Below are 24,048 nucleotides of genomic sequence, written 5' to 3'. Positions count from 1 at the left end.
TTGTCTCTTACAGTCATGGCAATTTGGGCAGTAGCAAGTGGCTGCGCAACTCAAGTTGAGGCCATTGATTGTCTTGAGAATCCCGATTTAGGTATTTGCCAACCCACAACAGTGAACGGCAATACCAACCCAGCCCGCATTTATGTGGACCCACCGTTCGGTGCCAGCTTCTCTTGCGTACTTCTTGGATGCAACGAGACGCGCATGATGACCATCGAAAATCGCGGTGGTGTGGTTCTCGGAATTTCACGTATTGAACTTGAGTCGGATGCTCCACATGACTTCGGCTTGGCCCTTTTCGAAATCGATGAACTTGGGAATCAGAATGAAGTTCTGATGCCAACTTTCGACAGTCCCCTTCTTATCGAAACGGGTGCGTCGGCGCAGTTAATGGTTCAGTACATCCCTGCCGATGGCACCGAAGATGTTGCGACCTTGATGATTGACTGGTTCAACGGAAACAAGGCATTTGAAGACACCGTTGTTGAAACTCTAGACCTAAACATCTCCGGTCGATTCCTGGGCGATGCTACCGGCATGCTCGTCAGTGAAGAACTTAACTTCGGCTATACAGAAGCCGGAGCAGAGAAAACCCTGGAAGTTGAACTGCTTAACACCAGCGACACCGATGTCATTCTTTCGCTTCTTTCGACCACCCTGTCTGATGACAGCTCAGATACATTTAGCATCGACCCGGGCTTCACCGGCTTTGTAAACCCTGGCGAAACTATCAAAATCCCAGTGACCTATCGTCCAGAGCTGAACGAAGCATCTTTCGGCACTCTCGTTATCGAAGCCAACGACGACAACGGCATCTACGAAATCCCACTTATGGGTACTGCTATCGAGACTGCATTTCTTAATGTAACTCACCCAACGGGCTATGCTGTAGAATTCGGGCAAGTTGAATTCGCTTCACTTCGCAGCCGCACGATTACACTCCGTAACGATGGTGGCACACCCACAACGTTTGAAGCTCTTGTTACCGCCGGTGCCGAACAAGGCTTTAGCTTGGTGCTTCCGGAAGAGCATATGTTGAGTGCTCTCGAAAGCGTTGAAATCGGAGTTGACCTCATGGCCACTCAAGGCGGGTCACTTTCGGGCAGCATGGCCATCGAAGCTGGAATGGATGATGAAGGCAATCGCCCAGAAGCAATTACATTAAGCTTACTTGCAGACTGCTCTGCGCCCGTTGCTACACCCGACCACAGCACGCTGTCATTCCCAGAACTCGTAGAAGGATGGACCAGTACACCAACGCCTGTATCAATCACAAACACTGGCAGCGGAACACTTATTGTCAGCTCTATAGAATTCGACATGGGCTCATCCGACCAATTTCAGCTCGCATCTGGTTTGAACCTACCAGCCATGCTGAACCCAGGCGACGTATTGGAAATTCCTGTTCTGCTTTCCGCTCTTTCATTGGGTGACACCCTGGGCGCTCTTTTGGTCAACAGCAACAGCATCGACGGCGGCGTTTTACGTGTCGAGCTGGTCGGTAGCGTTGTGACATGCGAACAAGGCTGCCCTGTGGCCAACGGTACTCCGTCCTGCTTCAGCGGCACCTGCGAAATCCTAGACTGCAACAGCGGATGGCACGACACAGATACCAGCGCACCAACCGGTTGTGAGTGTCAAGAAGACCGCGGTGGAAGCGATATTGGCCAGGTATGCAGCACACGTTACGACCTCGGAACGCTTGGTGATGGCTGCAGCGATTACCCAAGCCAAAAAACAATGGAAGGTACACTTCACAGCGCCGACGACATGGACCTTTTCTTCATGCGAACCGAAGATACATGGGGTGCTTTCTGCGATACTTTTGGTGACTCTGCTCGAACAAGTGTTGAGCTACAAAGTGGCCCTCCAGGGCTAGTCCTGTGCGCAGTTATCCGCGATGTAGACACTGGCTGTGGTGGTTACACCAACACTTTCGACCCTTCAGTATGCGGCCAAGGTAAATACGAGCACGACGGCTCGTATGGCAGCGAAGATGCACGAGACCTCACCGCTTGGGTCATGTGGCACCCAGATGCAAGCCCATCTTGCGGAACTTATACACTAAAATTCCGCGGCGAAGACTGAGTCAATCAACTCACGGTCCGCTGATGTTGTGACCGCCCCGGCATCACGCTAGACTCCTAATAGAGATGGGGGTAGCCAATGATTGCAGTCACCGAAACACCTGACAATATCAAAGAGTTTCACGAGCAGCTGCGTGACCTCATCCGAACCTTGATTGAAGAACTCGATGGCCGAAACGTCGAAGTCATCGGCCAAGACCAGCTAGAAGCCTTCACCGAACCGACTTACCTCTATATCACTCAGGGCATTATGAGCCGGCTCATAGATGGCCGAGCCATCAGAGTCTACATCGAGGGAGACCTCGTACTTTATGAGCCAGACGAAACAACGCTTCAGGCATCCCTAGACGGCGACGACACCATCGATTGTAAAGTATACAAAGAAACCGATTTCATGAAGCAGGTCCTCGATTCCGTTGAGCTTATGGGGCAATGGATTGATATCCTAGATGGCGACCGAAGGCTGCTGGAAATGCTTTGTGGCCTTTACTTGGGTGAGGAGCCCTCACCTGAGGTCGACTTTATCTACTTCCAACCGGGCGAGACGATAATTCAAGCTGGTGACGAATCTGATGCCATATATGAACTCCTCGGTGGGCAGGCTGTTGCCAGCGTAAACGGCACCGGAGTGGGTTATATTAACAAGGACGAGATTTTTGGTGAGTCGAGCTTTTTAACAGGAACCACACGAACCGCCACCGTAAAGGCCAAGACTGTCTGTTTTGTTCAGAAGACAACTACAGCGGACTTTGAGGCGCTGGTTCGTGCACGCCCTCAACTGATGGTAACCATAGCGCAAAAGCTGGCCGAACGACTTGCTGACACCAACAGGCGAGCGGCAAAATTGGGCGGTAAAAAAACAATCAAATTGAGACGACCAACGACAAAGCGTTAAGCCAAGAGAATATCTAACTAGGTAGGTGGGCTATTCGAGCCCGAGCACTTCATAAATTTTGCGAGTCAACTCATTGCCCCTCTTGGCTTCTAGATCCAAGGAGACGTTACCCGACGGTTTCGTAATGATTCCATCAGCGCCAAGCTTCGTTGCTTCTACTGCCTTAGCTGAACCAAGCCCAGTAACCGCAGACAAAACCAGAATCTTGCCAGTGAACTTCGCTCGCGCATGGCGAAGAAACGTTAGGCCATCCATCAATGGCATTTCGATATCCAGAAGCACCAGATCCGGACTGTGCGTTGGAAGCATCTTCAGAGCCTCGGCTCCGTTTTTAGCTTTACCAACAACCTCTAGATTTGGGTCACCTTTTAGCATGTTCATGATGACCATGCGCATCAGTGGTGCGTCGTCAACGATCAACACCTTTTTCCGAGACATAATAGCCCTCCAGAGACCTATTTAACATAACGCCCGATGACACTCGAACCATTCAACTACAAGCACGATTCCCGTACCCTCTAAAATTTCGCATCTTATGCTATGCGAAGCAAATAGCTCACCGGCAATTTCTTGGCAACCGCCTGAAGGCAAGACAAAACCCGCATAATATCAAACACTTAACTTGAATCCAAGCCGCTTAATTGGTCACCAAGTTCTTTCGGTAAAAATCTTTCCAGTCCATCACGGGAATTAACCGAATGCTCAGAAACTGAAGCCAACACATCCAGAATCTTACTATGGATTTTGGTTCCTGCGGCCAAAATACTATTGGAGTCGACGTCAGCTAAACTTCCATCCATTTGCGTCACCAAACCACCTGCCTCAGAAACCAAAAGCTGACCCGCGGCCTGATCCCAAGGATTCAGTTCGTATTCCCAAAATCCGTCAAAACGGCCAACTGCCACATAAGCCAAGTCGAGGCCAGCAGAACCAAGCCGGCGTACCCCGCGCGTTACTAAGTTCAATCGACAATACTCGGCATGGTTATCGTTTGCCTTGAATAGACGCTCGTAACCAAATCCCGTCGTGAGAAGTGAATCAATGAGTCTTTCCTTACCCGAGACATTGATGCCCTCTCCATTTAGCGTTGCGCCCTGCCCTCTCTCGGCTAGAAAAATCTCATCACGCATTGGGTCGTAGGTTGCACTGACAACCGTTTCAAAAGCGCCCAAAGAATTCTCAATTTGCGCCGCGACCAAAACACAAAAATGAGGGATACGGTGGGCAAAATTAACAGTGCCATCTAGAGGATCAACTATCCAGCGCAACGTAGACGTTCCCTCACGGCTGCCGCTCTCTTCTGCTAAAACCGCAGAATCGGCATAGTGCTTATCGATATAGGCTAAGATCGATCGCTCGGCAGCGTGATCCGTATCGGTCACCAGATCGATTGCACCTTTCTGGTTCACCGTTGACGTTGAGTCGTATCCTTTTCGGATCAACGAACCCGCAATCTTCGCCATATGAGCGGCGTCAGCTGCTAGGCTATTGAGTTCAGTCACGCCGTCTCTCCAATTTGCTTAACTAACCGGCCATGTAATCCGCCAAAATCACCATTTGAGAAAACAATAATCACATCACCCTGCCGTGTCTCGCGTTCTAGGTACGAGAGTACTGCGTCCACATCCCCTGGCGCCGCAGCCACCAAACCACGGCTCGTCAATTCACTGGCGACCTTTTCCGGGCTAAACCGTTGAGACTCATCGACTTCAGCCAATCGAACATGGGTTCCCACGACGACATGGTCTGCGCCACTGAAAGCTTCAATAAATGCATTTTGAAACACATTGCGGCGACTTGTTGCAGAACGTGGTTCGAAAACCGCTGTCACTCTACGTCCAGGCCAACGCTTTCGGGCAGCCGCTAATGTAAGTGTCACCGCTGTTGGGTGATGCCCAAAGTCGTCAACAACCGTGACACCACCGGATTCGCCAATTACTTCCATGCGCCGCTTAACCCCTTTAAATGAAGCCAAGCCAGCGCGGAGTTGGTCGGCGCTTAGATTTGCTGCCTCTGTTGCAGCGATGGCAGCCAATACATTACGTGCGCTAAACTCGCCCCACATCGGCACTGTCATCTCGCCAAGCGATTCCCCATCTCGGACAGCTTCGAAAACCAGCCCATCGGGAGTGGTTTCACAATGCTTCATCCACAAGCGCACTCCTTCACCTGGTTTGGTGTCGAAGAGCGTTACTTTCTTGGTAACCCCGGACTCTTGAATGAGCCGTACCGCCCTTGTGGCACCCGCCCATGCAACAAGGTGACCATCTTCAGGTACGATGGTAACCAACTGAGTGAAAGCATTCTCAACGTCTTCCACAGAGTCGAAAATATCGGCATGGTCAAACTCTAAACTCGATATAATGGCTGTCTTAGGCTTGTAGTGCCGAAACTTTGGGCCTTTATCGAAATAGGCCGTATCGTATTCATCACCCTCAATGGCGAAAAAATCACCGTCGCCACTTCGAAATGATTCTCGATAACCGACCAAAACACCGCCGACCAAGTACGATGGGTCGAGTTTAGCGTGCATGAGTAAGTGGGCAATCAAGGATGATGTTGTCGTCTTTCCATGAGTACCTGCAACCACTATCGAATGTTTATCGCCAATACCAAACCGAGCAATCGCTTGCGGCATGGAAATATGCTCGAGCCCACTGTCACGCATAGCTGAGGCTTCTGGGTTCACTTTGCGAATGACATTCCCCACCACCACGAGGTCGGGTTTAGGGGAAAGGTGCTCTGGCTTATAACCTTCTAAAACCGGAATCCCCCAGTCTTCAAGTCGAGTGCTCATTGGCGGGTAGACGTGTTCATCACTCCCCGAAACTTCATAGCCCTGTGATTGCACAAGGCCCGCAAGCGAACCCATTCCGGTGCCGCATATCCCCATAAAGTAGACGCTTCGAATTGTAGAATCAGACACTGCAGGTATCTCCTTTTAAAAGGCTTTGGAGCCCTTACCTTTTTCGTTTTTACTCACCAAAAGCTCTGCTTCCATCCAGAAATAATCCTGAACCTTACGCCTGAACTTTTGCATTCGTGGTTTTTTCTCATCCGGGCTGGGATGCACCACATTCGACAGGACCACCGTGGTAGCCTCCAGAGAGAGATCTAACCAAACTGACGTCCCGGTAAACCCGAGATGTCCCACAGAGCTTTTTGAAGCTCGGTCACCTGCCAGCGTACCCTTGGCCGAGGGTGTATCCCACGCAAGGGTTCGAGTGGTTCCTTTAAGGCGCCCTGAACGCGTAAAGAATTTCCTTACGGTTCCCGGGTGGAAAAACTGCTCGTCCCCTCGGTAACAAAGGCGTAACATTTCAACCAATTTCCACACCGCTTCAACAGTGCCGAAAAGACCCGCATGCCCCGCGACGCCGCCCAAGAGCCATGCCTTCGGGTCGTGGACCTCAGCAACAATACGCTTCTTCCGAATCGGGCAATCCTCAGTGGCTACGATTTGTCTGCGCCCCAGTTTCCGTGGTGTCTTGAAGTCTTCATGTCGAATGAAGAACAGGTCATCGGCAACACCGAGCGGCTTATAAATCTCTCGTTCAAGAAAGACATCAAGAGGCTTTCCTACAACAGTCTCCACAATCCACCCTAAAACAATAAACCCTACATCTGAATACAGGGTTTGCGTACCGGGTGTCGCCAATAACTCAAGCGATGCAATATGCGCTCGCATGGCATCTTCCTTGTTGGATGCATTCTCAGTGCAATCCCAAAATGACACATCCGCTGGCCAGCCACTGGTATGGTCTAGAAGCATGTCGATGGTGATGTCTTTGAATTTGGGCGAATCAAACTCGCGCAGAACTCGGCCGATGGGCGCCTGAAGGTCAATCCGGCCCCTTCCAGCTAACCAAAGAACTGCCAAGCCTACGCCTAAAGGCTTACTCAATGACGCTAAGTCAAACAAAACGCCTTCTTGAACTTTTTTCATAGGAGGCGGCGTCTCAAGACAGCCATAAACCTTGCGATGAAAAATCTCCCCCTGCACCGACGCCATGCATGCTGCGGCAGAAAAGAGCTTTTCATGAATCGCAGTACTCACACTTCGGTCAACGTCAGCTATGGAAATATCTGGCAGCGCCTCATCTGGTTTCGGCATCACACAACGGCCTGACTGTCGGGATCAACTCTAAGGGTTGCGGTCGCGGCCTCGATGTGAACTTTAGCCCCAAGCACAACCGCGCGTGAGCTTCCGTCATGGCCCAAAGGCAGTCCCGTTAGAACCGGGACACCAAGATGCGTGAGATTCTCTGCAATCACATCAGCGGCCCGATAGTCTTCAGCTTCTCCCGGCTCGCATGCAGAAAGCTGACCAATCGCAAAACCGACTGCTCCTTCAAATGTTTTGGCCTGTCGGTGCTGCGTTAACATTCTGTCCAATTTATAAGGTCGCTCTCCGATATCCTCGAGCAATACAACCGTATTCTCAAAGCTCGGTAACTGCCCTGTACCGAGCAAGGCCGTCAAAACTGCCAGATTACCCCCAACAAGGCGCCCTGAAGCGTCGGACTCACCCAGAGCAAGCTTACCTGCGAACTCTTGTTGAAACGGTTCACGTAAGCTCTGGTAAAGTTCACTGCGTGCCTCTCCGCCCCAATCAGCGAGGGTCGTTATGTTTGCCCCGTGAACTGATTGTACGCCGGCTCGTCCCCAAAGCGCGTGCAGGGCCGTTACGTCGGAAAAGCCAATCAACCATTTACCTGCCTGGCTGACATCAGCTGGATTGATCTGGTCAACAAGCCTTGTGGCACCATAACCGCCGCGAGCAACCCAGATCGCGTCAGCTTCAGAATCATTCAACGCGCTGCGTAACTCATTGAGACGCCGGGCGTCTGTTCCGGCGAGGTAACGATGGCTCTCGAAAATGGATTCGTCAAAAACCGTTGTAAATCCGGCCTTGTTCAGCAAAGCGATACCTTGCTGAAATCGCGACTTGTCGAAGCGACCGCAGGGGGCCACGATTCTTATCTTAGAGCCGTCTTTTAGATTGTCTGGTCTTTTCATTGCCGTCACCCTACATCAGTCCTAGCTTCAATTAAACCCGCAGGATCTCGTACTTTATTCCCGTGTCACCATTGACCCGGTTGCGCAGTAAAGTTAGGAATCTTCCGGCATGTTGGGAACATTAAGCATAATTTTAATACTGGTGGGTGCACCAGATATTCCAGACCCTGAGTCACTTACTCCAGCGCAACGATCCGTTTATCAAAGCGTGATTGGTGAAGAGTTTTGTAGCTGTAAGAGTTCACTCACTATTGGTGGATGTCTTGAGCTCAAAAAAGACTGTGCGACGGCGCGTCACCTCGGCGACATTGCGTACAACGCCGCTCAAGTTGGCAGTAGCTCGGATGATATTCTTGGCTTTCTTTCTGAGAGAGTCATGGGTTCATTCTGCGGTCGTAAAACCAAACTCAAGATCAAGGGCGCTCCTTCCAAAGGAAAAGTAGGAGCACCTATTCAATTGGTAGAGTTCGCTGATTTTCGATGCGGTCACTGCCGAGCAGCCGTTGGTAAAGTCAAACAAGCACTCGCTCACCACGGCAAGTCCGTAGAAGTCACCTTTGTCCCTTTCCCGCTTGGCTCCCATCCTGAGTCTTTAGCTGCCGCAGAGGCAGCCATGGCCGCCCATGCGCAGGGTAAATTCTGGGAAATGCACGACCTACTCTTTCAAGAGCAGGCTGACGGCTTCACGAAGCCAAAACTTATCGCGCACGCTAAATCAATCAATCTTAATATGAAGAAATTTATCAAGGCCATCGATACGCAGAAGTACCGTAAACGTATCCAGTCCATGAGGGACGCTGGTCTTAAGGCAGGCGTCAAAGGAACACCCGCCTTTTTCGTTAATGGCCGTCGCTTTGACCCGGCCCCTGCCCTTTACACAATCAACCGACGTATCGATATGGAACTCGACCGAAACCAAGGAAAATGCCAATGAATCGCATCAACCGTATCTCAGTGCTGGGCACATTGCTCAGCCTCCTGTTCACCAGTGCCGTGTTTGCAGCGCCAGGACGCAATGCCCCGCGCACGATGCGCCACAGTCATGCCACTGAAACTCTCGCCTATGAATTGCGCATCCTTCCAGGCGTTGCTGCAGTTGGTAAAACAGCAGCAATCCAGATTTCTATCTCTGAGGTTCTTGGTAAGCACGACGCAACTTTCGGAACCCGTAAGCCAATTGACGATGCCAGACTCACAGCCACACTTGTTTCACCCGGCAAACAACCAACAACCCAGGTTCGCAATGCATTAACCATGCGCGATGCAGGTACTTACGGCTTCACTTTTACCTCTGATGTAGAAGGCATTCACGCTCTCTACATTGAGGGTCAAAGCTCAACAATGGGCGCTATCAAGTATGAAGCACCTGTTTCATTTGGAACATGGCCCATGCCGGAAGAAATCGTGCTTCCAGCCAAGCCTCGTAAAACTCCTAAAGCACTACATGCTGATATGCGCCACGGCGAAGCTCTTTGCTACCAGTACTGCAAAAAGGACCTTGGCTTTGCTTTACCTCAGTCAACCACACCTACGTTTATCCAGAGCCAGCATGCTGCAGGACTTTCAGGCAGCGGCCTGGTTGGTGCAGTTGTGGGCGGCGGCGGTAATCGACTCACCGAGCTTCAGCGCAACGACCTTGTCAAATACATTGATTCCCTCGCCATGGGCATCCAGTCTTTTTTCCCTGATGCAGGCACCGTCATGCCGGCCGAGTTTACTCTCAACGAGTACGCACTTGAGCGCCTGGAAGAGTCGACCCGCATGAAGCTAAAAAGTGACGAGGTTACCTACAAGGTCTTCGTTGTATACCGCAATAAGGAAAACACAGGTCGCCCAGCCGTCATCGCTTATGATGACCGAGTTGAGCGAGGCAACCTCGACCGTAGCAGCAAGCTTGGTTACGTTGTTTATATGTCCAATAAAAGTGACCCTAATTTCTACGAAGTGGGTGTAGCAGTTGGTTTAGAGCCAACTTACCCAATCGTCTCTGTACGAAGCCGTAACAACAGCGGTGAAATGGATTCAAAGCTTAACCGTCAATTGATGAGCTTTAAAGGTCAGGGAAGCTTCAATGACCCACGTAGCCTTCGCCGTGGTTCCAAGAGCCTCCAGAAGAAAATCCTACCGATGTACCTAACGGTCGCTGAAGTCGCTACGATGTTCTTCGCTGCTGAACGAGAATTTAATGAGTTTGATTCGGAGCTAGATAGCCTGGATTAATAAGCAGTGGTCAACGGGGCTTTTTAGCCCCCCGCCCTTGCATCTAAAGATAGGTCAACTGGCGCCACCGGTGCTGGTAAAGCAAAGCCTTCGTGGCGCTCTATCTCAACCGTTGAAATCCGCTTTTCATCAGCATCTTTAACGGTAAATACCATCCCACCCCATCTTAACACAGTACCAGGCTCTGGTAGGTAACCGGCTTGAAACGTTACAAAGCCAGCCAACGTCTCGTATGAGTTATCGTCTGGAAAAGTAACACCGATAACTTCTTCAAGCTCATCAAGATCAACACGACCATCGGCTAAGATTTTAGTATCGGACACGACCAAAAATTGGCGTTCCTCAACATCGTATTCGTCCTGAATTTCACCGACAATTTCTTCGATGATATCTTCAAGCGTCACCACACCTGCAGTTCCGCCATACTCATCAACCACAATGGCCATATGTGTTTTACGTCGTTGAAATTCACGTAGGAGCTCCGAGATTTTCATAACCTCAGGTACATAAAAAGTAGGCTTGAGTAGCTCTTCCAAACGAAGGACCGCTTCTGTACCGCTGCGGTTCGCTTCTATTTCGGCCGCAAAAAGCCGCTTAACATGAAGCAGACCTTCAATCTGATCGATGGTTTCGTTGTAGACAGGAATCCGTGAGTGCCCATTCTCTAGAACCATTTGACGAACATCAGTTGCAGACGCAGTTATCGGCAGAGTCACCATTTCCGTTCGGGGGACCATGATTTCTCGAATCAGAGTATCGGAAAATTCGATAATCGAACGCAGTAACTCTTGAGATGGATTACCCAAATCACTCGCGCCAATTCGTTCCGACAAAGCCGCAAGTTCATCCAATGTCCAATAAGGGTTTGCTTTTGAACTCTGTCCACTAAGCCGCCCACCCAATCTCGCGAATAATTGAACCGGCGCCACCAACGGAAAACCGACCACTCTCAAGAGGTGAACGACGGTCATACCGAACGTAGCCCAAACCAAGACATTGCGTTTAGCCACCAAGCGAGCAGCAATCTGTACTGATGAACCGACGATAATAGCCGCGGCAAAGAGCAGTATTAAAGTCGCCAAATCCTCGGCGGTATGAGTTACAACTGTGACCACGCCACAGGCATAAACAAATACACCGACTATCCGAAAAACGTGAAGAACTGTCCGAACCGCTGCGGGATAAGAACGCCAGTACTCGAAGGAGTCGTGAGAACGTTCACCGTCTCCCGAATCGCTTAGGGAATCCGGTATACCGACGAGGGCTGTCTCAATCGCCGAAACCAAGGCGCTTAGGAATAAGCCAGTTCCAACCAGCCAATATGCTAACAAGGGCGAGATCTGCGTAAGTAGAGTGAAGGCTTAGTCTCCTGTTTGTCCAGTTTGGATAAGATACTGCGCAAATTCACTGGAGAGGAAGTTCAAAACATTCACCTCATCGGCAGTAAATGAAGAGCCAGCAGCTCTGTTGACGAGTTCAACAACCGCGAACGTTCGACCGTCTTTCTGACAAGGTGAACAAACCAACGAGTTAATACCGTAACCAATCTTTTCAGATATATCCTTGCAAAATCGTTCGTCCTGGTCAGCATCCGATACCGCGAGCGCAACGCCTTCCATAGCTGAAAAGCCAGCGATGCTTTGACCCATGGGAACTCGAAACTGCATAACGTCGCTCGCCTTAGGGCCAGTTGCAGCTGCAAAATACATATCGTTGTAATTGATATCGGAGATTAATACGGAACCTGCCTCAGCTGGCACCGACTCCATTGCCAATCCCAGAATGAATGCGGCCGCCTCTTTCAGTTCTTTATGGTCGTAAATATTTTGAGTTTTACCGAAGAGATCACCAAGGACCTCCTCTACTGGACGACTCTCTGGCGCCTTACCCCGGCCTGCACCTTCAGGTTGCGGCTTATCCTGAGCACCTACTTCACGAATTTTGAAGACCCGACCCGACTTAGGGTCGGTGACGATCATGCCATTCTTCTTCACATCACACATCAGGCTCTTGACGTCAGTACTATCACCCATGCGCGAAAGGCCGCTCTTCAGAGCTCCCATCCAATTGTCGCCTTTAATCTTTGCGACTTTACCAGTTTCGCCTTCGGGGCCAGGAATATAGATTTCAAAAATAGGCATGACGCTAAGTTCCTTTTAGATAGTAGCTGAGTTTTCAACATGAAAACTCCAAGCCTCTATTATCTCCAGCACGGAGCTAGGCTCAAGCCCCTCCGGCACAAGAAACAGCATATCAAAAAAAAAATAACTCAAACTAGAAAAATAACCATCGTCCATCGAGAGCAAGAATCAGGACTTAATACGACCAGATTGCAGGGTCATCTCTTTCAATAGGTCAGCCACCTGAATTTTCTTGGCTGCCTCCAACTTCTCGTCTTCATTGCCGCCGTCGAGCTGATTATTTATATCTTTTTCTGCAGCCGCCCGCCTCATGCTGTCGTCTTGTTCATTAGAAAAAGAAGACCAATTCTCGCCTCGGTCCTGCTGGTCACTGGCGGTCGTCGCCATGCCTGGGTCGTCCTTACTCAAGTCAGCTTGGTTGTCTGTGCTCGCGCCGCTTACTTCACCGGCTTTGGCTATATCGCTGCCATCTCCGATATTTCCCTCCGCGGAAATTTCCTGAGCGGCTTGAGCCGCGGTATCCACGGCCAGGCGTTCTCGCTGCTGATCTTCGAGCATTTCCTGATGCCGCGACTCCATTTCTCGTCGTATTTTGTCTGCGGCACCGCCATCGACCTTATCAATCGCCATGAAAACCCTCCAAGAGTACTGTTTTAAGCATACACGGAGCCAAGACTTTCGGGTAGAGAAAGCCACTGGCGCTGCTATTATTTGTAAAAGGTCTTAAGAAACAGTCAACTTCGCGAGCGCCCACCCCATAAGGTAGAGCGCTATCACTCCCCAACCAAAACGGACCACAAAGGGATCCATGGCGAGTAAGGTTGCACGTTCTCGAATACTGGGAACCGAGGGATGACTGGGAGCGAGCGTCTGGAGCTCGTCTGCTATCGCCCTAGCCTTGAAATAGTCACCAGACTGAAATGAAGACTGAAAGCCCGCTAAGAGAAGCTCAACACGGGCCTTCGATTCTGATTTCGGAAGAGTATCGTCGCTCACGCCACTATCCTAGAAGAGCTTGGTAATCCGCTGGTGACATCAAGCCTTCGGTTTCGCCTGAAACCTTCACCTTAATCATCCATCCGTCGCCGTAAGCATCCGTGTTCACGGACTCAGGCGCATCTTCCAGAACTTCGTTAATGGCAACCACTTCGCCAGTAACCGGCGCGTATAGGTCCGAGACCGCTTTCACCGACTCTACGGTTCCGAAGGTATCACCCTCTTCGATGCTCACACCCACCTCGGGTAGCTCCACATAAACCACATCGCCAAGCTGGTCTTGTGCGTGATGTGTAATTCCAACCACAACGACATCGCCCTCTTGGCGAATCCATTCGTGCTCTTTCGTGTATAACAATCCCTCAGGTACACTCATGCTTCTTCTCGCTTGTAAAATGGTGTTTTCACGACAACCGCAGCAATGGTCTTCTTGCGGATGACGATTTCAAATTCAGAGCCAACGGAAGATAGCTCCCGTGGCACGTACGCTAAACCAATCGACTCACCAAGTGAAGGGCTATGACTTCCAGAAGTCACTTTCCCTACAACTTCGCCATTCGAAACAATCTCATAGCCAGGCCGGGCGATGCCGCGGTCCTTCATCTTAAAACCAACTAATTTTCGCACAGGTCCATCCGCTTTCACTGCCGTAAGAGCCGCAGAACCGCAGAACTCGCCCTTCTTCAGCTTTACAACCCAGCCAAGCCCTGCTTCATACGGGTTGGTTGTGTGGTCAATATCGTTTCCATAGAGCGCGTATTTCATCTCCAGGCGGAGAGTATCCCGAGCACCAAGCCCACAAGACGCAATACCATGGTCTTTGCCAGCTACTTCTAGAGCTTCCCAGAGTTTGGCCGCGTCGGCAGGTGCTAGATAAAATTCAACGCCATCTTCACCCGTGTAACCCGTTTTCGCCACTCGGACGTTTTCAACACCAGCGACGGTTGTATCTCTCCAGGTAAACGGCTTCATTTCAGCCAGATCGATATCACTGACCGCGGCGATAACAGTTGCCGCCTTCGGGCCCTGCAAAGCAATCTGAGCATAGTCTTCAGACACATCACTGGCCGCACAATCCAGCCCACGCAGACCTTCCAACATATGATTGAAATCCTGCTCGCGCCGCGAAGCATTCACACAAATAAAGAAACGGTCTTCCGATTCACGGTAAACAATGAGGTCATCAACGATTCCGCCGTCTTCTTGGCACATCACCGTATATTGCGCATCGCCATCACCGAGCTTGCTGAGGTCGTTTGTGACGATTTTCTGCAGACCAGCCAATGCATCAGCCCCTTCAACGATAACTTCACCCATATGGGAAACATCGAAGAGTCCTACGTTTTCTCGCACAGCTTTATGCTCTGCCATCACGCCTTCGTATTGAACAGGCATCTCATACCCTGCAAAGGGAACAAATCGTGCCCCACGGGCAGCATGAACATCATAAAGTGCGGTACGCTTAAGTTCTGTCATTTTTTCCGACTCCTACTTACCCAAAGAGTGTTCGTCTATATTTTTCGTTCCGCGGCATCGACCGTATTTTTCAGAAGCATGGCAACTGTCATCGGTCCCACACCACCCGGCACGGGTGTAACACAAGCTGCACGTTCAAGTGCACCCTCATAATCAACATCACCCACCAATTTACCATCGACCCGGTTAATACCTACATCGATAACGGCTGCGCCTTCTTTTAGCCACTCGCCTTTAACCATTTCAGGCCGGCCTACTGCAGCAATCACAATGTCTGCACGTCCGACTTCTTCAGCAACATTCTTTGTTCTTGAATGACATATGGTCACCGTCGAATGCTGCTCCAGAAGAAGCATCGCCATTGGCTTACCTACAATCGTGCTGCGGCCAATAACCACCGCGTGAGCACCTTTCATCTCAACACCAGCGTCCTTGAGCAATTCGATACAGCCGGATGGCGTGCACGGCCTAGGAGCCTTGATGCCGGCCAACAATCTCCCCATATTTGTCGGGTGTAATCCGTCGGCATCCTTCACGGGGTCAATGCGGTCGGTAACAATCTTCTCATCAAGGTGGCCTGGCAATGGAAGTTGAACCAGAAAACCGTCGATTGTTTCGTCGGCATTTAATGAATCAACAGCGCTTAAAACGTCTTCCATCGATGCATCGGCGGCCAGACGAATCATAGATGATTTCATTCCTGCCTTCGTTGCTGCGAGTTCCTTATTGCGAACGTAAACCTGAGATGCAGCATCTTCACCAACCAGAACCACGGCGAGTCCCGGTGGACGACCCAGTTTCTCAGTAATACCCACCACGCGCTCTTTGAGTTCTGCGCGCATCTTCAGGGCGTAGCCCTTACCGTCAATCTTATTACCCGCCATCAGTGAGCGTCCTTTCGTTCTTTAGGCTCAGGAGTCTTGCCCGTCACCACAACCACTTTCAATGTCTGCTCTGGTTTCAGCTGAACCGGCACAGTTAGCCCTTTGCGATCCGGCGCAACGATGGCGCGGTTAACCCAGCCAAGAAATCGTTCACCTAAAGCCTGTACTTGAACAGTGACAGGCCCGTAACCTTCCTGAACCGTAATTTCGACAGCCAGGGAATCTTTATCAGCGCCTCTTGCCTCGTAAGACGCCATGCCTGCGGCTTCGATGAACTTGGCACCTGGAGGCGTCTCCTTCAGCTTGGCCTCAAACTTTGCCGGTTGAGTCAGACGCAGCCCTGCATAGTCAATGGTGATACCGGCGGTGCCTTTTTGGAGCATGCTCGCAGCCAGCAACTTCTTTTCACCGTCACTGAGCTTACCGTCACGGTTCATGTCAACCATTTTCCCTTGAAGCTCGACACGCTGCCCGGAGCCTCGAACCGCCCAAAGCGCAACCAGCCCTTGGTCATCAACCTGGATGAAGAGTGTGCGTTCAACATCTTTATCATGGGCCATAGCAGTTGCCGCGCCCAGCCAGCATGCTAAAGCGGCTAGAACAACTCTGCTCTTAAATACATTCATCTAAAAAATCCAATCAATGTGGATGCATCGCATCGAAAATGCGACGGATATCATTACGTTGATAACGCCGACCTGCATCCGTCTGCTTATGAAGAACCTTTGTCCGGTATTCACCGCGAGTCATGGTTTTGACTCCAGTCTTTTCATCGCCGCAATCCCAACCAGGTATCGAGCCTGGTGCAGCACCCGGTCCCGGAGGAGCATCCGCGAGGCGGGCACCTTCATAGAGCGCCTCGAATCGGCCACTCGCATCGATATCCAAAAATATCGGGTTGGTCAGAGCATAAGGAATTGCTCGCTGAAGTGGGTTCGGTCCGGACAGGCCATCTCCCCCACCGAAGGCACTTGGGTCGAGCCCAAGTCCCCCCACGAGCCCTTCCAGGGCATCTGAGATATTGGAAGGTGGATCTTCCTTCGGAACAACAACTGGAAATAAATTGTTACTTCCATAAGCTTCAAGCGCAATCCAAGTATCAACATCGAACTGCTTAACCCGTGTCACCAACATCTTATCATCCGTGGCACGGCCCGATGCACCGACCTCATCAGCAATTTCGATGGTTTCAATAATCTCACCATTGGCCCAAAGGACGAGTCTGTCGACATCAATCCAGTCTGCACTGTTGACCTCAATCTGTATCTCTACATTTCGCCCAGCATTGGAAGCTGTGTAATTAACCGTTTGCCCTACCCGATACGCATAAGTCACTTCACCAGCATCGTTTCGTGATACAACCGACAACTTAACAAAAGGTCCATTTGTGGCGATGGCTTGGTGCTCTTTTAACCCATCAACGATATCGAGGTCGTGTACCTTCGTAGGTGGCTCATCTCGTGGCGTACCCGTATCCGCGTCAGGCGTTATGTAGATATAATTTCGGGGAAAACCGACTTCCTCATGACCACTGTGGCTGTCTGAGTTACCAGTCGCCGTAACCTTGATCCCGCGATTCAAAAGGTTCATCCAATCGTCCACAGCGCCGGGATAAGCAATATGTCCGCCATGCTGCAAGAGCGGCATTCCAGGACCGTTAAGCGGGTGACCAGAATCACCATCACACTCGTAGGCTTGCTTCGAAGCATAGAAGGACTCATCGAGCCCTGTAGGCAATCTCCAACCATGCAGCTGGTCAAAGCGTTTCCCGTTGAAGACCTCAATCGCATCGAATTCATAGGAAAAGTTTTCGCGTTTAAACTGACCTGTAATGCTATTTTGCGGGTAGATAAGTGACGACAGGCTGTAGTTGTCATCGCTTGGATTTTCTTCAGGCACACCCGTATACGGATTCATGTAATACTGAGAAAAATAACCCAAAACAGAATCCCGCGGGTGATTGGCTTGAACAATGGTTGAATCATAGTGATATCGACCCAGCTGGCGAACATGGTCGAATATTTGGTCAGGCTTGCACTCTACCCAATCAAAGGCTGTCTCGTTGCTCTTGTCTGAACGGGGCTCATAGCAGAATTCAACAAACGGAAAGTGGGACGCGGCTCCAACATCGTAGCGTAATGGGAATGCATTAAAGTGTCCCATCTCAAGAGTTGATACTTCAACTCCCACCATGCTTTTGATCCAGTCCTCAAGCCCAAGGCTCACAATCGCGGGTTCGTAATCAGTGATAAAGTTGTGGTCTGTAGAAACGGCATACTCTAAGCCCTCTGCAGCGCTGGAGAGCACGCGATTCTCACTGCTCATTGAAGAATCAAGAGAACCGCTGGAGTGTAGGTGTAAATCCGCACCGATATAATCAGCAGTGTTCACCGAGCGATTTAGAACCACGCTGAGGCTAGCCCGTTTGCCGCCGGCAACAACAACACCCTTGGTGATCGACAAGTCATATTCCAGCCCTCTAGACACGTAAACATCATAGGTTCCCGGGCGAATCGTTCCACGAACCTGCCCGTCGACGGTATAGGCAATCTCCTCGAGGTACTCGCCATTTTGACCATCGTTCCAGTTCAGATCTGTCGAACGCCGGTCTTCACCCAAGCTAAAATCGAAGAGATATGAACGCGGGGCACATTCAAGGTCACAGTCGAGTTCCAAGCGCTCACAGTCCGTACAGCGCTCAGGCAAGGTATAAGGCGCAACAAAGCTAACTTTGGCTGGAAGCAGAGTTCCCGCTTCGTCTCTAACTTCGACATCATAGTGGCCTGTTGAAGGCACACGAATTCGCTTAAATGCATCCTTGCGCGTCGTGCCGCCTTCACTGTCGACTTCCACTTGAATCGTAAACTTATTGAAATCAGTGAAACGCTCGTCGGTGGACGGATATGGGTCTCGGCCGTGGCCTGTGACCTGCCAGTAGTAATCGCCATCTGGAAGCTTCGCAACGAAGCTACCACCATGGGAAACATCCACCTGTGAATAAGGACGTTTAAGTTCATCAAAGATATGAACCATGCCTTCGTGAACCGGCTCACCCGTGACTGCGTCTCGGACTTCCCCACTAAAGCTCGCAGTTTTCGTATTGCGAATATTGTAGAGTTCATTTCGAATTGAGCCCACATCGCCATCGCCGATCATAAGATAGCGCGTGTACTCCCAAGCCTCATGAGGAGCGAGTTCTGCAGGAGGGACGGCATAGTAAGCACCCGTAAAAGAGCTGAACAGAAATGGGATAACAAATGACTCGGCCGACACATTCACCAACGGATCTTTCTCGTACTGGTCTTTGTTCATGTAGGCGTAGTTATTTTCATTGGGTGCAATGGCAAACCCGTAAGAGACGCCGTCACCACGGGTTGCTAAAAAATCGGTAACCAAACCTTGAAGGGCTGGTAAACTTACACCGTTTTCGCGCTGAATATTGTAAGACGCTTCGACGGTGTATCTGAGGTCAAAACCTGCAACCTTAGGGTTATCAGGTTGCGTACTACGCGTAACCGACCCCGAGGAAAAGACACTGTTGCCCCCACCAAAGAGGAGAACATCTCCCATGGGAATTTGAATGTCGTCAGCTCCAAGAACGCCAGCCAAAGCTTCACCATTAAACTTTACTGGGCGTCCTGAATCATTGACCAAACGTCCAACAATCTCTACGTGCCGTGCACCGGGCTTCAAGATATAATCAGTCTCGTAACGCAGACCCGCATCCTGAGGAATCGCAAATTCAAGCAGGAAATTGATTAAGGTTAGGAAGTTACCACCTTTAGAGCGAGTTCGGATAATAGCCGCTCCGCCATCACTTCCGTCGCTTATCACCTCAACACCTTGCGCATCTAGAGCATCAGCTTCAGCCAGTGCTAGGCATTGCGTTGCCTCTTCATCCACGGCCACACACTCATTGGAGCCCACACAGCCAGCGCAACCTTCTGCAACCGGTAAACAAGCCGTAACACCTGCCTCATCAACCACACACGCCTGCGCCATTGGGCAATAACCGCCGCAACCGTCATTTCGGATGGTTTGATTTTCGACATCAAAAGCCTGGAGAAAGAACGCCGGGAAAGACTCCCCGAAGTTATCTTTTCCCGTGCCGCCATTTGGACTGGCTGTCGTTCCAGGGCGAACAATATCAGCATCAATGATGCCTCCACCGAACACACCAAACCCACGAGACCAACCTTTATCTTGGATGATTACACGGACGCTGTCGTTAGCCAGCAGATAGTCACCAACCGCGCCCAAGGCGCCAGGACCACCGATTAATTCCATAGGCGACTGAACACGGCCTGCATAAGACCGCCCCTCATCGCTACAACTGATTAAGCCTCCTCCAAGAAGGAGAAGTGCTACCAAACCTATGCGACAATTCATCAGAACGTTACCTGTACCGCTGCTTCAACGCGGTCGTTGTTTACAGAACGACTTGCCGATTCTGCGGCATGCGTGAATTCAGCCAACATCAAAACCGGTAGGCTTGAGCAATTGTAGCGAAGTCCTGCGGTGTGGTGCATCACTTGGTCGTATGCAGCGATATCGAGCGTGTCTACGCCTTCAGTAGTGGTCATGCGTGGGTCGTAAAAACTAAACCGGTAGCCGAGTTCAAGACCGTCTATGATTTCGTAGGCAAGTTGCGCGTGGCCCCCAAGAGCTTGCTCTGAAAAGTCCGCAGGGTTTCGCAAGTGAGTCGTTTGAGTCCAAAGAACTTGGCCCTGCATCTTTAAACCAAAGTAACGCATGTTGAAGTCTAGACCTGCTCCCATAACCCGTCGCTGGTGGCGATCCGGGGCATCTCCATCGGTCAACTGGTTGATGGAATACGTAACACCCATTGTGCCGCCTTCTGTGATTTGACCTTGGGTCGCTGGACCTTCTTCATCCCCAGCCGAACTTGCTTTACCCCATGCCATGCTAAACCGGCTGTAGAAAGCTGGTAAATCGTTGTCGTTGAGGCTCGCATCACCGCTGTTACCGTTGGTCAAAGCCAATGCGTAACCGAAGTCGAAGAGGCTGGTCTTAAAAAGTGCAGCATCCGAAACCATCAGGCCAATCTGACGACCGACCCCCATACCAGCCATATCTGCCCAGTAACCTTCTTGGCGTTCAATCCCGCGAGACTCGAGTGAACGGTGAACAAATTGCTGGTCCTTCACGCCCGTTGTCTCTTCAGCATCGTATGGCGGCTTAAAACGACCGGCGAATACGTGAGTGGACTCACCCAAGGTATAACGCATGTATGCGTCTTTGAGGCCCGTCTGTAGATTTCCGACACTCGAATTATCATCATCGTAATGAGCTAAGGAACCATCAAAACCTAAGCGGATATAGAGGTTATCTCCGTAGGTTGCTCGCATATTCAAACGGGCATCACCCAGAGCGAAACCATCATTACGACCCACATTGGGTGGATTGGCATCGCTGGACGGCATTGAGATACCAACGAAACGATTTGGGATAATGCTGGTCGCTTCAACGCGAAGGTAACCGTCGAATGAAATTACAAACTCAGTGCCCACCTCAGGAGCAGGCTCTTCTACAACCGCGGCTACCACAGCCGGCGGTGCCTCTTTCACTGGAGCGGGAGTGGGCTTTGCTTCGACCGGCGCAGGCTTAGCTTCTTCCTTGGCTGGAGCCTCTTCTTCTGCTGGTGGCGCGGCTTCAGCTTCAGCAGGATTCGCTTCAGCCTCAGTTGGTACTGTTGCAGCGGGTGCTGATTCGCCCTCACTTGCTGCTGGTTCTTGCGCGCTTTCATCAGCCTCAGACTGAGCATGCGCAGCTAGGGGAACCACAAATAGCGTGAGGGTAAGAAACGTCAGTACTCGCATCATTTTTTAAGCTCCGATGGCACACCGAGAGTCCATCTCGGTAGCGTCCTGCTGGATTTAAAGTTCGCGAAATCTTACCCAATTTAAATGTTTGGTGAAAGCGAAAGAGCCGAAGAAACCTAGCCCATTTGGGATGGCTTTCTGGTCTGCCCTCAACCGACAGACTTGATGGCCCGCTGGTTCGCGAGGACAGCTATTAACGAGAAGAAATGAGCTTGTAAAGACAACCCATACGAGAAAACAACAAAAGCTGTTTTAAAACATGGCCTTACCAGGCAACAGGGGTGCTTTCAGACAGGTCTAAAAGTGCATCGACCTCGACATCAGAGCCGCCACCAGCCATCACAACCGCCGTAACGACCGCACTTGAGACCAACACGGCTCCTGCCCCCCCCCACACCCACCAGTTTTCATACCATTGGGTGCGATCGGCAATTTTCGTTGAAACGTCCATGGGTTCAAGCCGGTTTGCCTGATTGGCAACAGGTAACTTCACCAGTGGCATCAGAGGTTCAAGTGCCAAGGGGTCATCTAAGCCCGGCGAGTTCGGCTTATTGGGCTTTGCTAATGGGACCAACGCCAGCTCGTCTGCCAGTGGGTCAACCGGTGGTGCCCCAAGGGGAACCAATGCCAGCTCGCCCGCAAGTGGGTCTTCTACTCCGAACTCTAAACGCCCTTTAAGGACAATAAGCTCACCAGGAATAGCCCGAACTTCTTTGCGCAAACTCAGATGGCCATCCATATCCACAGTGATATTTCGCTTACCAAGTTTGAGTGCAAATAGCCCAGGAGATTTCCCAACGCCTTTGCCGTCGATGGATACCTTCGACCCGTGTGGTTTGATGCGAACATCTAAAATACCGGCCACCGGCAAAAGGTCTGCCATCACTTTGGCGAGGCGACCTGCCTTAACGACAATTTTCGTTTCAAAATCCAAGTGGCCAATTCTAGTGACTTTAACCGTGTACTTGCCAGCTCTAAGCCTCAGAGTTTTGAGAGGAGTCTTTCCCGCCTTGAGCCCATTTAGCTGAACTTTCGCCCCATCCACGGTGGATTCAATTTTAAGTTTACCGCGGGCTCGTTTCTTGGCGGCCATACTTTCAGCAGGTCCAACAGCGATCAGTGATGTCGCGAGCAGTATCGTAAGTAGGCGTATCACCCTAAAACTGTAGCACAGGCTGTGATGACATAAAACCATCGCCCTCCGCATCATTGGGCCGACTCATCGAGACCAGCCGGGGTCCTCGCCACAGTCACTTGAGCTTTATCCTGTTCCCGCATTTTCTCGACCATCGTTCGGAATTGGCTCCAATGAGTCGTCATTACAATCTTTGGCTTCATCTCCACACGCCGCGCGCAGGTGAGATGCTCATCAGTTACTTCACAGGCCAAATAATAGCTGATGCCTCCCCAACTCAAATCGAGAGGTTCTGGCGCTAGAACTCGATAACCAGCGGGAAGTTCCAATCGAAGAGTTGTATCCCAACGGGCTGGAGCATCCAGTACCCGGGGAAATTGGCGAACCTGACGATAGGCACCCGGCAAGGAAGGCCCCATCGCATCTGCCAATGAAAAAGAAAATGTATCGTAATCTACCTTCACATTTTTTAACTCAGTAGAAGCGGACAAAGTCAGCGGTTTACTCAGGTCGCGGACATTTTCCGAACTCCCTGACCGAAACCCTACCTGTTTATCCTCAAAGCGAAGATGCCCTTGAATGAAGTCTGAAATATCTGCATCAGGTGGGAGTTCAAGTAGAGTCTTGCGAAAAGTGGAGGCACTTTGTCCAATGACCTGAACACTCACTCCTCCGGAAACGTTTCCAACACCGGTCGATGACATCTCATAATGCGTCACGACCAAATTCGTTTCGGGATGCCCTACCCCAACGCTGACAAATCGAGGATTTCTCATGCCCACTAAAAGCGCCGTTCCGCCCATTAAGTCGGGGGGCAGCTCACCGAACCTGCATGTTTTACACATAGGATCGACAAAAACGAAACCATGGTCAGCCACCGAACAGAGAGGTCCACGGGCCAGCAACGAACTGGTGGCGCAGTTTTGTGCATCATTCATCACATCTTTAGCCTTCACCGCAACGACGACCCGCTTAAACGGTGATATCGATGGGAAACCGGACATGACGATAGGTCCTTTAGGAGAAGTGAGAAGAGCGGGATAAGCCTCGATCCCAGCGTCCTTTAGACTTCGCTGCAAAAGCGCCGCGGCATCACGACCGCTCACTGGTTTTCTCTCTCGTAAGGCAACGGTAGATCTTGGTGGTAAAACGCCAACGCCGTCGACCTCGACAATTTTTAAATCAGACTGAATCGCTCGATATCGCTCAATCGCCGAGCCTGTTGCCGGTGGTAAATCACCCGCTGCATCGAAGAGAAATTGCATCCTTGCCCCGATGTGTTTCCAGTTTTCAAGGCGATACATGCGGTCCTCGACCTGTGCCGAAGCAATATTAAAATCTATCCACGCAGT

The 24,048-nt window shown here is 50.8% G+C and carries 21 protein-coding genes; 4 read left to right on the top strand and 17 right to left on the bottom strand.

Features of this window, described 5'->3' with window-relative positions:
• Positions 1-15 precede the first annotated feature (15 nt).
• Both HOK28_09190 and HOK28_09185 read left to right on the top strand, forming a co-directional pair.
• Positions 16-2,088 carry a choice-of-anchor D domain-containing protein gene (locus HOK28_09190; protein MBT6433253.1) on the top strand — a complete coding sequence of 691 codons (2,073 nt, stop codon included), beginning with the start codon at positions 16-18 and terminating at the stop codon, positions 2,086-2,088.
• Between the two features lie 78 nt (positions 2,089-2,166).
• On the top strand, positions 2,167-2,982 hold the full coding sequence (locus tag HOK28_09185) for a cyclic nucleotide-binding domain-containing protein (protein ID MBT6433252.1): 816 nt from the start codon (positions 2,167-2,169) through the stop codon (positions 2,980-2,982).
• A gap of 30 nt (positions 2,983-3,012) precedes the next feature.
• Here the strand turns inward: HOK28_09185 and HOK28_09180 are convergent, their stop codons facing one another.
• From HOK28_09180 to HOK28_09160, 5 genes are all read right to left on the bottom strand, one after another.
• Positions 3,013-3,420, bottom strand: coding sequence for a response regulator (locus HOK28_09180; protein ID MBT6433251.1), 408 nt, complete (start codon positions 3,418-3,420; stop codon positions 3,013-3,015).
• 179 nt (positions 3,421-3,599) lie between these two features.
• Positions 3,600-4,484, bottom strand: coding sequence for an inositol monophosphatase (locus tag HOK28_09175; protein ID MBT6433250.1), 885 nt, complete (start codon positions 4,482-4,484; stop codon positions 3,600-3,602).
• Positions 4,481-5,908, bottom strand: a complete 1,428-nt coding sequence (locus tag HOK28_09170) for a UDP-N-acetylmuramate dehydrogenase (protein MBT6433249.1) — start codon at positions 5,906-5,908, stop codon at positions 4,481-4,483. Before HOK28_09170 ends, HOK28_09175 begins: the two co-directional genes overlap by 4 nt.
• Positions 5,909-5,923: 15 nt before the next feature.
• A complete protein-coding gene (locus HOK28_09165) occupies positions 5,924-7,096 on the bottom strand; it encodes a serine hydrolase (protein MBT6433248.1) in 1,173 nt (390 codons plus the stop codon).
• Entirely contained in the window at positions 7,096-8,001 is a 906-nt protein-coding gene (locus tag HOK28_09160) for an LD-carboxypeptidase (protein MBT6433247.1), read from the bottom strand. Before HOK28_09160 ends, HOK28_09165 begins: the two co-directional genes overlap by 1 nt.
• A 109-nt stretch (positions 8,002-8,110) precedes the next feature.
• Here HOK28_09160 and HOK28_09155 point away from each other — a divergent pair, with 109 nt between their 5' ends.
• Together HOK28_09155 and HOK28_09150 are read left to right on the top strand one after the other, a co-directional pair.
• Positions 8,111-8,935, top strand: a complete 825-nt coding sequence (locus HOK28_09155; protein MBT6433246.1) for a thioredoxin domain-containing protein — start codon at positions 8,111-8,113, stop codon at positions 8,933-8,935.
• Positions 8,932-10,221, top strand: coding sequence for a hypothetical protein (locus HOK28_09150; GenBank protein ID MBT6433245.1), 1,290 nt, complete (start codon positions 8,932-8,934; stop codon positions 10,219-10,221). Before HOK28_09155 ends, HOK28_09150 begins: the two co-directional genes overlap by 4 nt.
• A gap of 23 nt (positions 10,222-10,244) precedes the next feature.
• Here the strand turns inward: HOK28_09150 and HOK28_09145 are convergent, their stop codons facing one another.
• From HOK28_09145 to HOK28_09090, 12 genes are all read right to left on the bottom strand, one after another.
• Positions 10,245-11,552 carry an HlyC/CorC family transporter gene (locus HOK28_09145; protein MBT6433244.1) on the bottom strand — a complete coding sequence of 436 codons (1,308 nt, stop codon included), beginning with the start codon at positions 11,550-11,552 and terminating at the stop codon, positions 10,245-10,247.
• Positions 11,553-11,582: 30 nt separating this feature from the next.
• Positions 11,583-12,362: a GAF domain-containing protein gene (locus tag HOK28_09140; GenBank protein ID MBT6433243.1), complete on the bottom strand. Its 780-nt coding sequence runs from the start codon at positions 12,360-12,362 to the stop codon at positions 11,583-11,585.
• 168 nt (positions 12,363-12,530) lie between these two features.
• Positions 12,531-12,992 (bottom strand): hypothetical protein, encoded by a 462-nt coding sequence (locus HOK28_09135; protein ID MBT6433242.1) that lies wholly within the window; start codon positions 12,990-12,992, stop codon positions 12,531-12,533.
• 93 nt (positions 12,993-13,085) lie between these two features.
• On the bottom strand, positions 13,086-13,358 hold the full coding sequence (locus HOK28_09130) for a hypothetical protein (GenBank protein ID MBT6433241.1): 273 nt from the start codon (positions 13,356-13,358) through the stop codon (positions 13,086-13,088).
• A gap of 4 nt (positions 13,359-13,362) precedes the next feature.
• On the bottom strand, positions 13,363-13,734 hold the full coding sequence (gene gcvH / locus HOK28_09125; protein ID MBT6433240.1) for a glycine cleavage system protein GcvH: 372 nt from the start codon (positions 13,732-13,734) through the stop codon (positions 13,363-13,365).
• A complete protein-coding gene (gene gcvT / locus HOK28_09120) occupies positions 13,731-14,834 on the bottom strand; it encodes a glycine cleavage system aminomethyltransferase GcvT (protein ID MBT6433239.1) in 1,104 nt (367 codons plus the stop codon). Before gcvT ends, gcvH begins: the two co-directional genes overlap by 4 nt.
• Before the next feature lie 35 nt (positions 14,835-14,869).
• Entirely contained in the window at positions 14,870-15,718 is an 849-nt protein-coding gene (gene folD, locus HOK28_09115) for a bifunctional methylenetetrahydrofolate dehydrogenase/methenyltetrahydrofolate cyclohydrolase FolD (GenBank protein ID MBT6433238.1), read from the bottom strand.
• A complete protein-coding gene (locus HOK28_09110) occupies positions 15,718-16,344 on the bottom strand; it encodes a hypothetical protein (protein ID MBT6433237.1) in 627 nt (208 codons plus the stop codon). The genes folD and HOK28_09110 overlap by 1 nt, the downstream gene beginning before the upstream one ends.
• A 13-nt stretch (positions 16,345-16,357) precedes the next feature.
• The gene (locus tag HOK28_09105) at positions 16,358-20,107 is read right to left on the bottom strand and encodes a hypothetical protein (protein ID MBT6433236.1); all 3,750 of its coding nucleotides are present in this window, start codon (positions 20,105-20,107) and stop codon (positions 16,358-16,360) included.
• On the bottom strand, positions 20,107-21,561 hold the full coding sequence (locus tag HOK28_09100; GenBank protein ID MBT6433235.1) for a hypothetical protein: 1,455 nt from the start codon (positions 21,559-21,561) through the stop codon (positions 20,107-20,109). Before HOK28_09100 ends, HOK28_09105 begins: the two co-directional genes overlap by 1 nt.
• A 265-nt stretch (positions 21,562-21,826) precedes the next feature.
• On the bottom strand, positions 21,827-22,717 hold the full coding sequence (locus tag HOK28_09095) for a PEGA domain-containing protein (protein ID MBT6433234.1): 891 nt from the start codon (positions 22,715-22,717) through the stop codon (positions 21,827-21,829).
• A 50-nt stretch (positions 22,718-22,767) separates the two neighbouring features.
• A partial coding sequence (locus HOK28_09090; protein ID MBT6433233.1) for a hypothetical protein occupies positions 22,768-24,048 on the bottom strand: 1,281 nt, incomplete at its 5' end.

Source organism: Deltaproteobacteria bacterium, from assembly GCA_018668695.1.
Lineage (GTDB): Bacteria > Myxococcota > XYA12-FULL-58-9 > XYA12-FULL-58-9 > JABJBS01 > JABJBS01.
Note: the sequence above shows the minus strand (reverse complement) of the source record. Positions and strands in the feature narration are given on the sequence as shown.

What these genes read in the sequence shown, in the direction of transcription:
- HOK28_09165 (MBT6433248.1), bottom strand. Translation starts at nt 7,096, where the DNA reads ATGCCGAAACCAGATGAGGCGCTGCCAGATATTTCCATAGCTGACGTT.
- HOK28_09160 (MBT6433247.1), bottom strand. Translation starts at nt 8,001, where the DNA reads ATGAAAAGACCAGACAATCTAAAAGACGGCTCTAAGATAAGAATCGTG.
- HOK28_09140 (MBT6433243.1), bottom strand. Translation starts at nt 12,362, where the DNA reads ATGCCTATTTTTGAAATCTATATTCCTGGCCCCGAAGGCGAAACTGGT.
- HOK28_09185 (MBT6433252.1), top strand. Translation starts at nt 2,167, where the DNA reads ATGATTGCAGTCACCGAAACACCTGACAATATCAAAGAGTTTCACGAG.
- gcvH (MBT6433240.1), bottom strand. Translation starts at nt 13,734, where the DNA reads ATGAGTGTACCTGAGGGATTGTTATACACGAAAGAGCACGAATGGATT.
- folD (MBT6433238.1), bottom strand. Translation starts at nt 15,718, where the DNA reads ATGGCGGGTAATAAGATTGACGGTAAGGGCTACGCCCTGAAGATGCGC.
- HOK28_09190 (MBT6433253.1), top strand. Translation starts at nt 16, where the DNA reads ATGGCAATTTGGGCAGTAGCAAGTGGCTGCGCAACTCAAGTTGAGGCC.
- HOK28_09150 (MBT6433245.1), top strand. Translation starts at nt 8,932, where the DNA reads ATGAATCGCATCAACCGTATCTCAGTGCTGGGCACATTGCTCAGCCTC.
- HOK28_09135 (MBT6433242.1), bottom strand. Translation starts at nt 12,992, where the DNA reads ATGGCGATTGATAAGGTCGATGGCGGTGCCGCAGACAAAATACGACGA.
- HOK28_09155 (MBT6433246.1), top strand. Translation starts at nt 8,111, where the DNA reads ATGTTGGGAACATTAAGCATAATTTTAATACTGGTGGGTGCACCAGAT.
- gcvT (MBT6433239.1), bottom strand. Translation starts at nt 14,834, where the DNA reads ATGACAGAACTTAAGCGTACCGCACTTTATGATGTTCATGCTGCCCGT.
- HOK28_09110 (MBT6433237.1), bottom strand. Translation starts at nt 16,344, where the DNA reads ATGAATGTATTTAAGAGCAGAGTTGTTCTAGCCGCTTTAGCATGCTGG.
- HOK28_09180 (MBT6433251.1), bottom strand. Translation starts at nt 3,420, where the DNA reads ATGTCTCGGAAAAAGGTGTTGATCGTTGACGACGCACCACTGATGCGC.
- HOK28_09100 (MBT6433235.1), bottom strand. Translation starts at nt 21,561, where the DNA reads ATGATGCGAGTACTGACGTTTCTTACCCTCACGCTATTTGTGGTTCCC.
- HOK28_09105 (MBT6433236.1), bottom strand. Translation starts at nt 20,107, where the DNA reads ATGAATTGTCGCATAGGTTTGGTAGCACTTCTCCTTCTTGGAGGAGGC.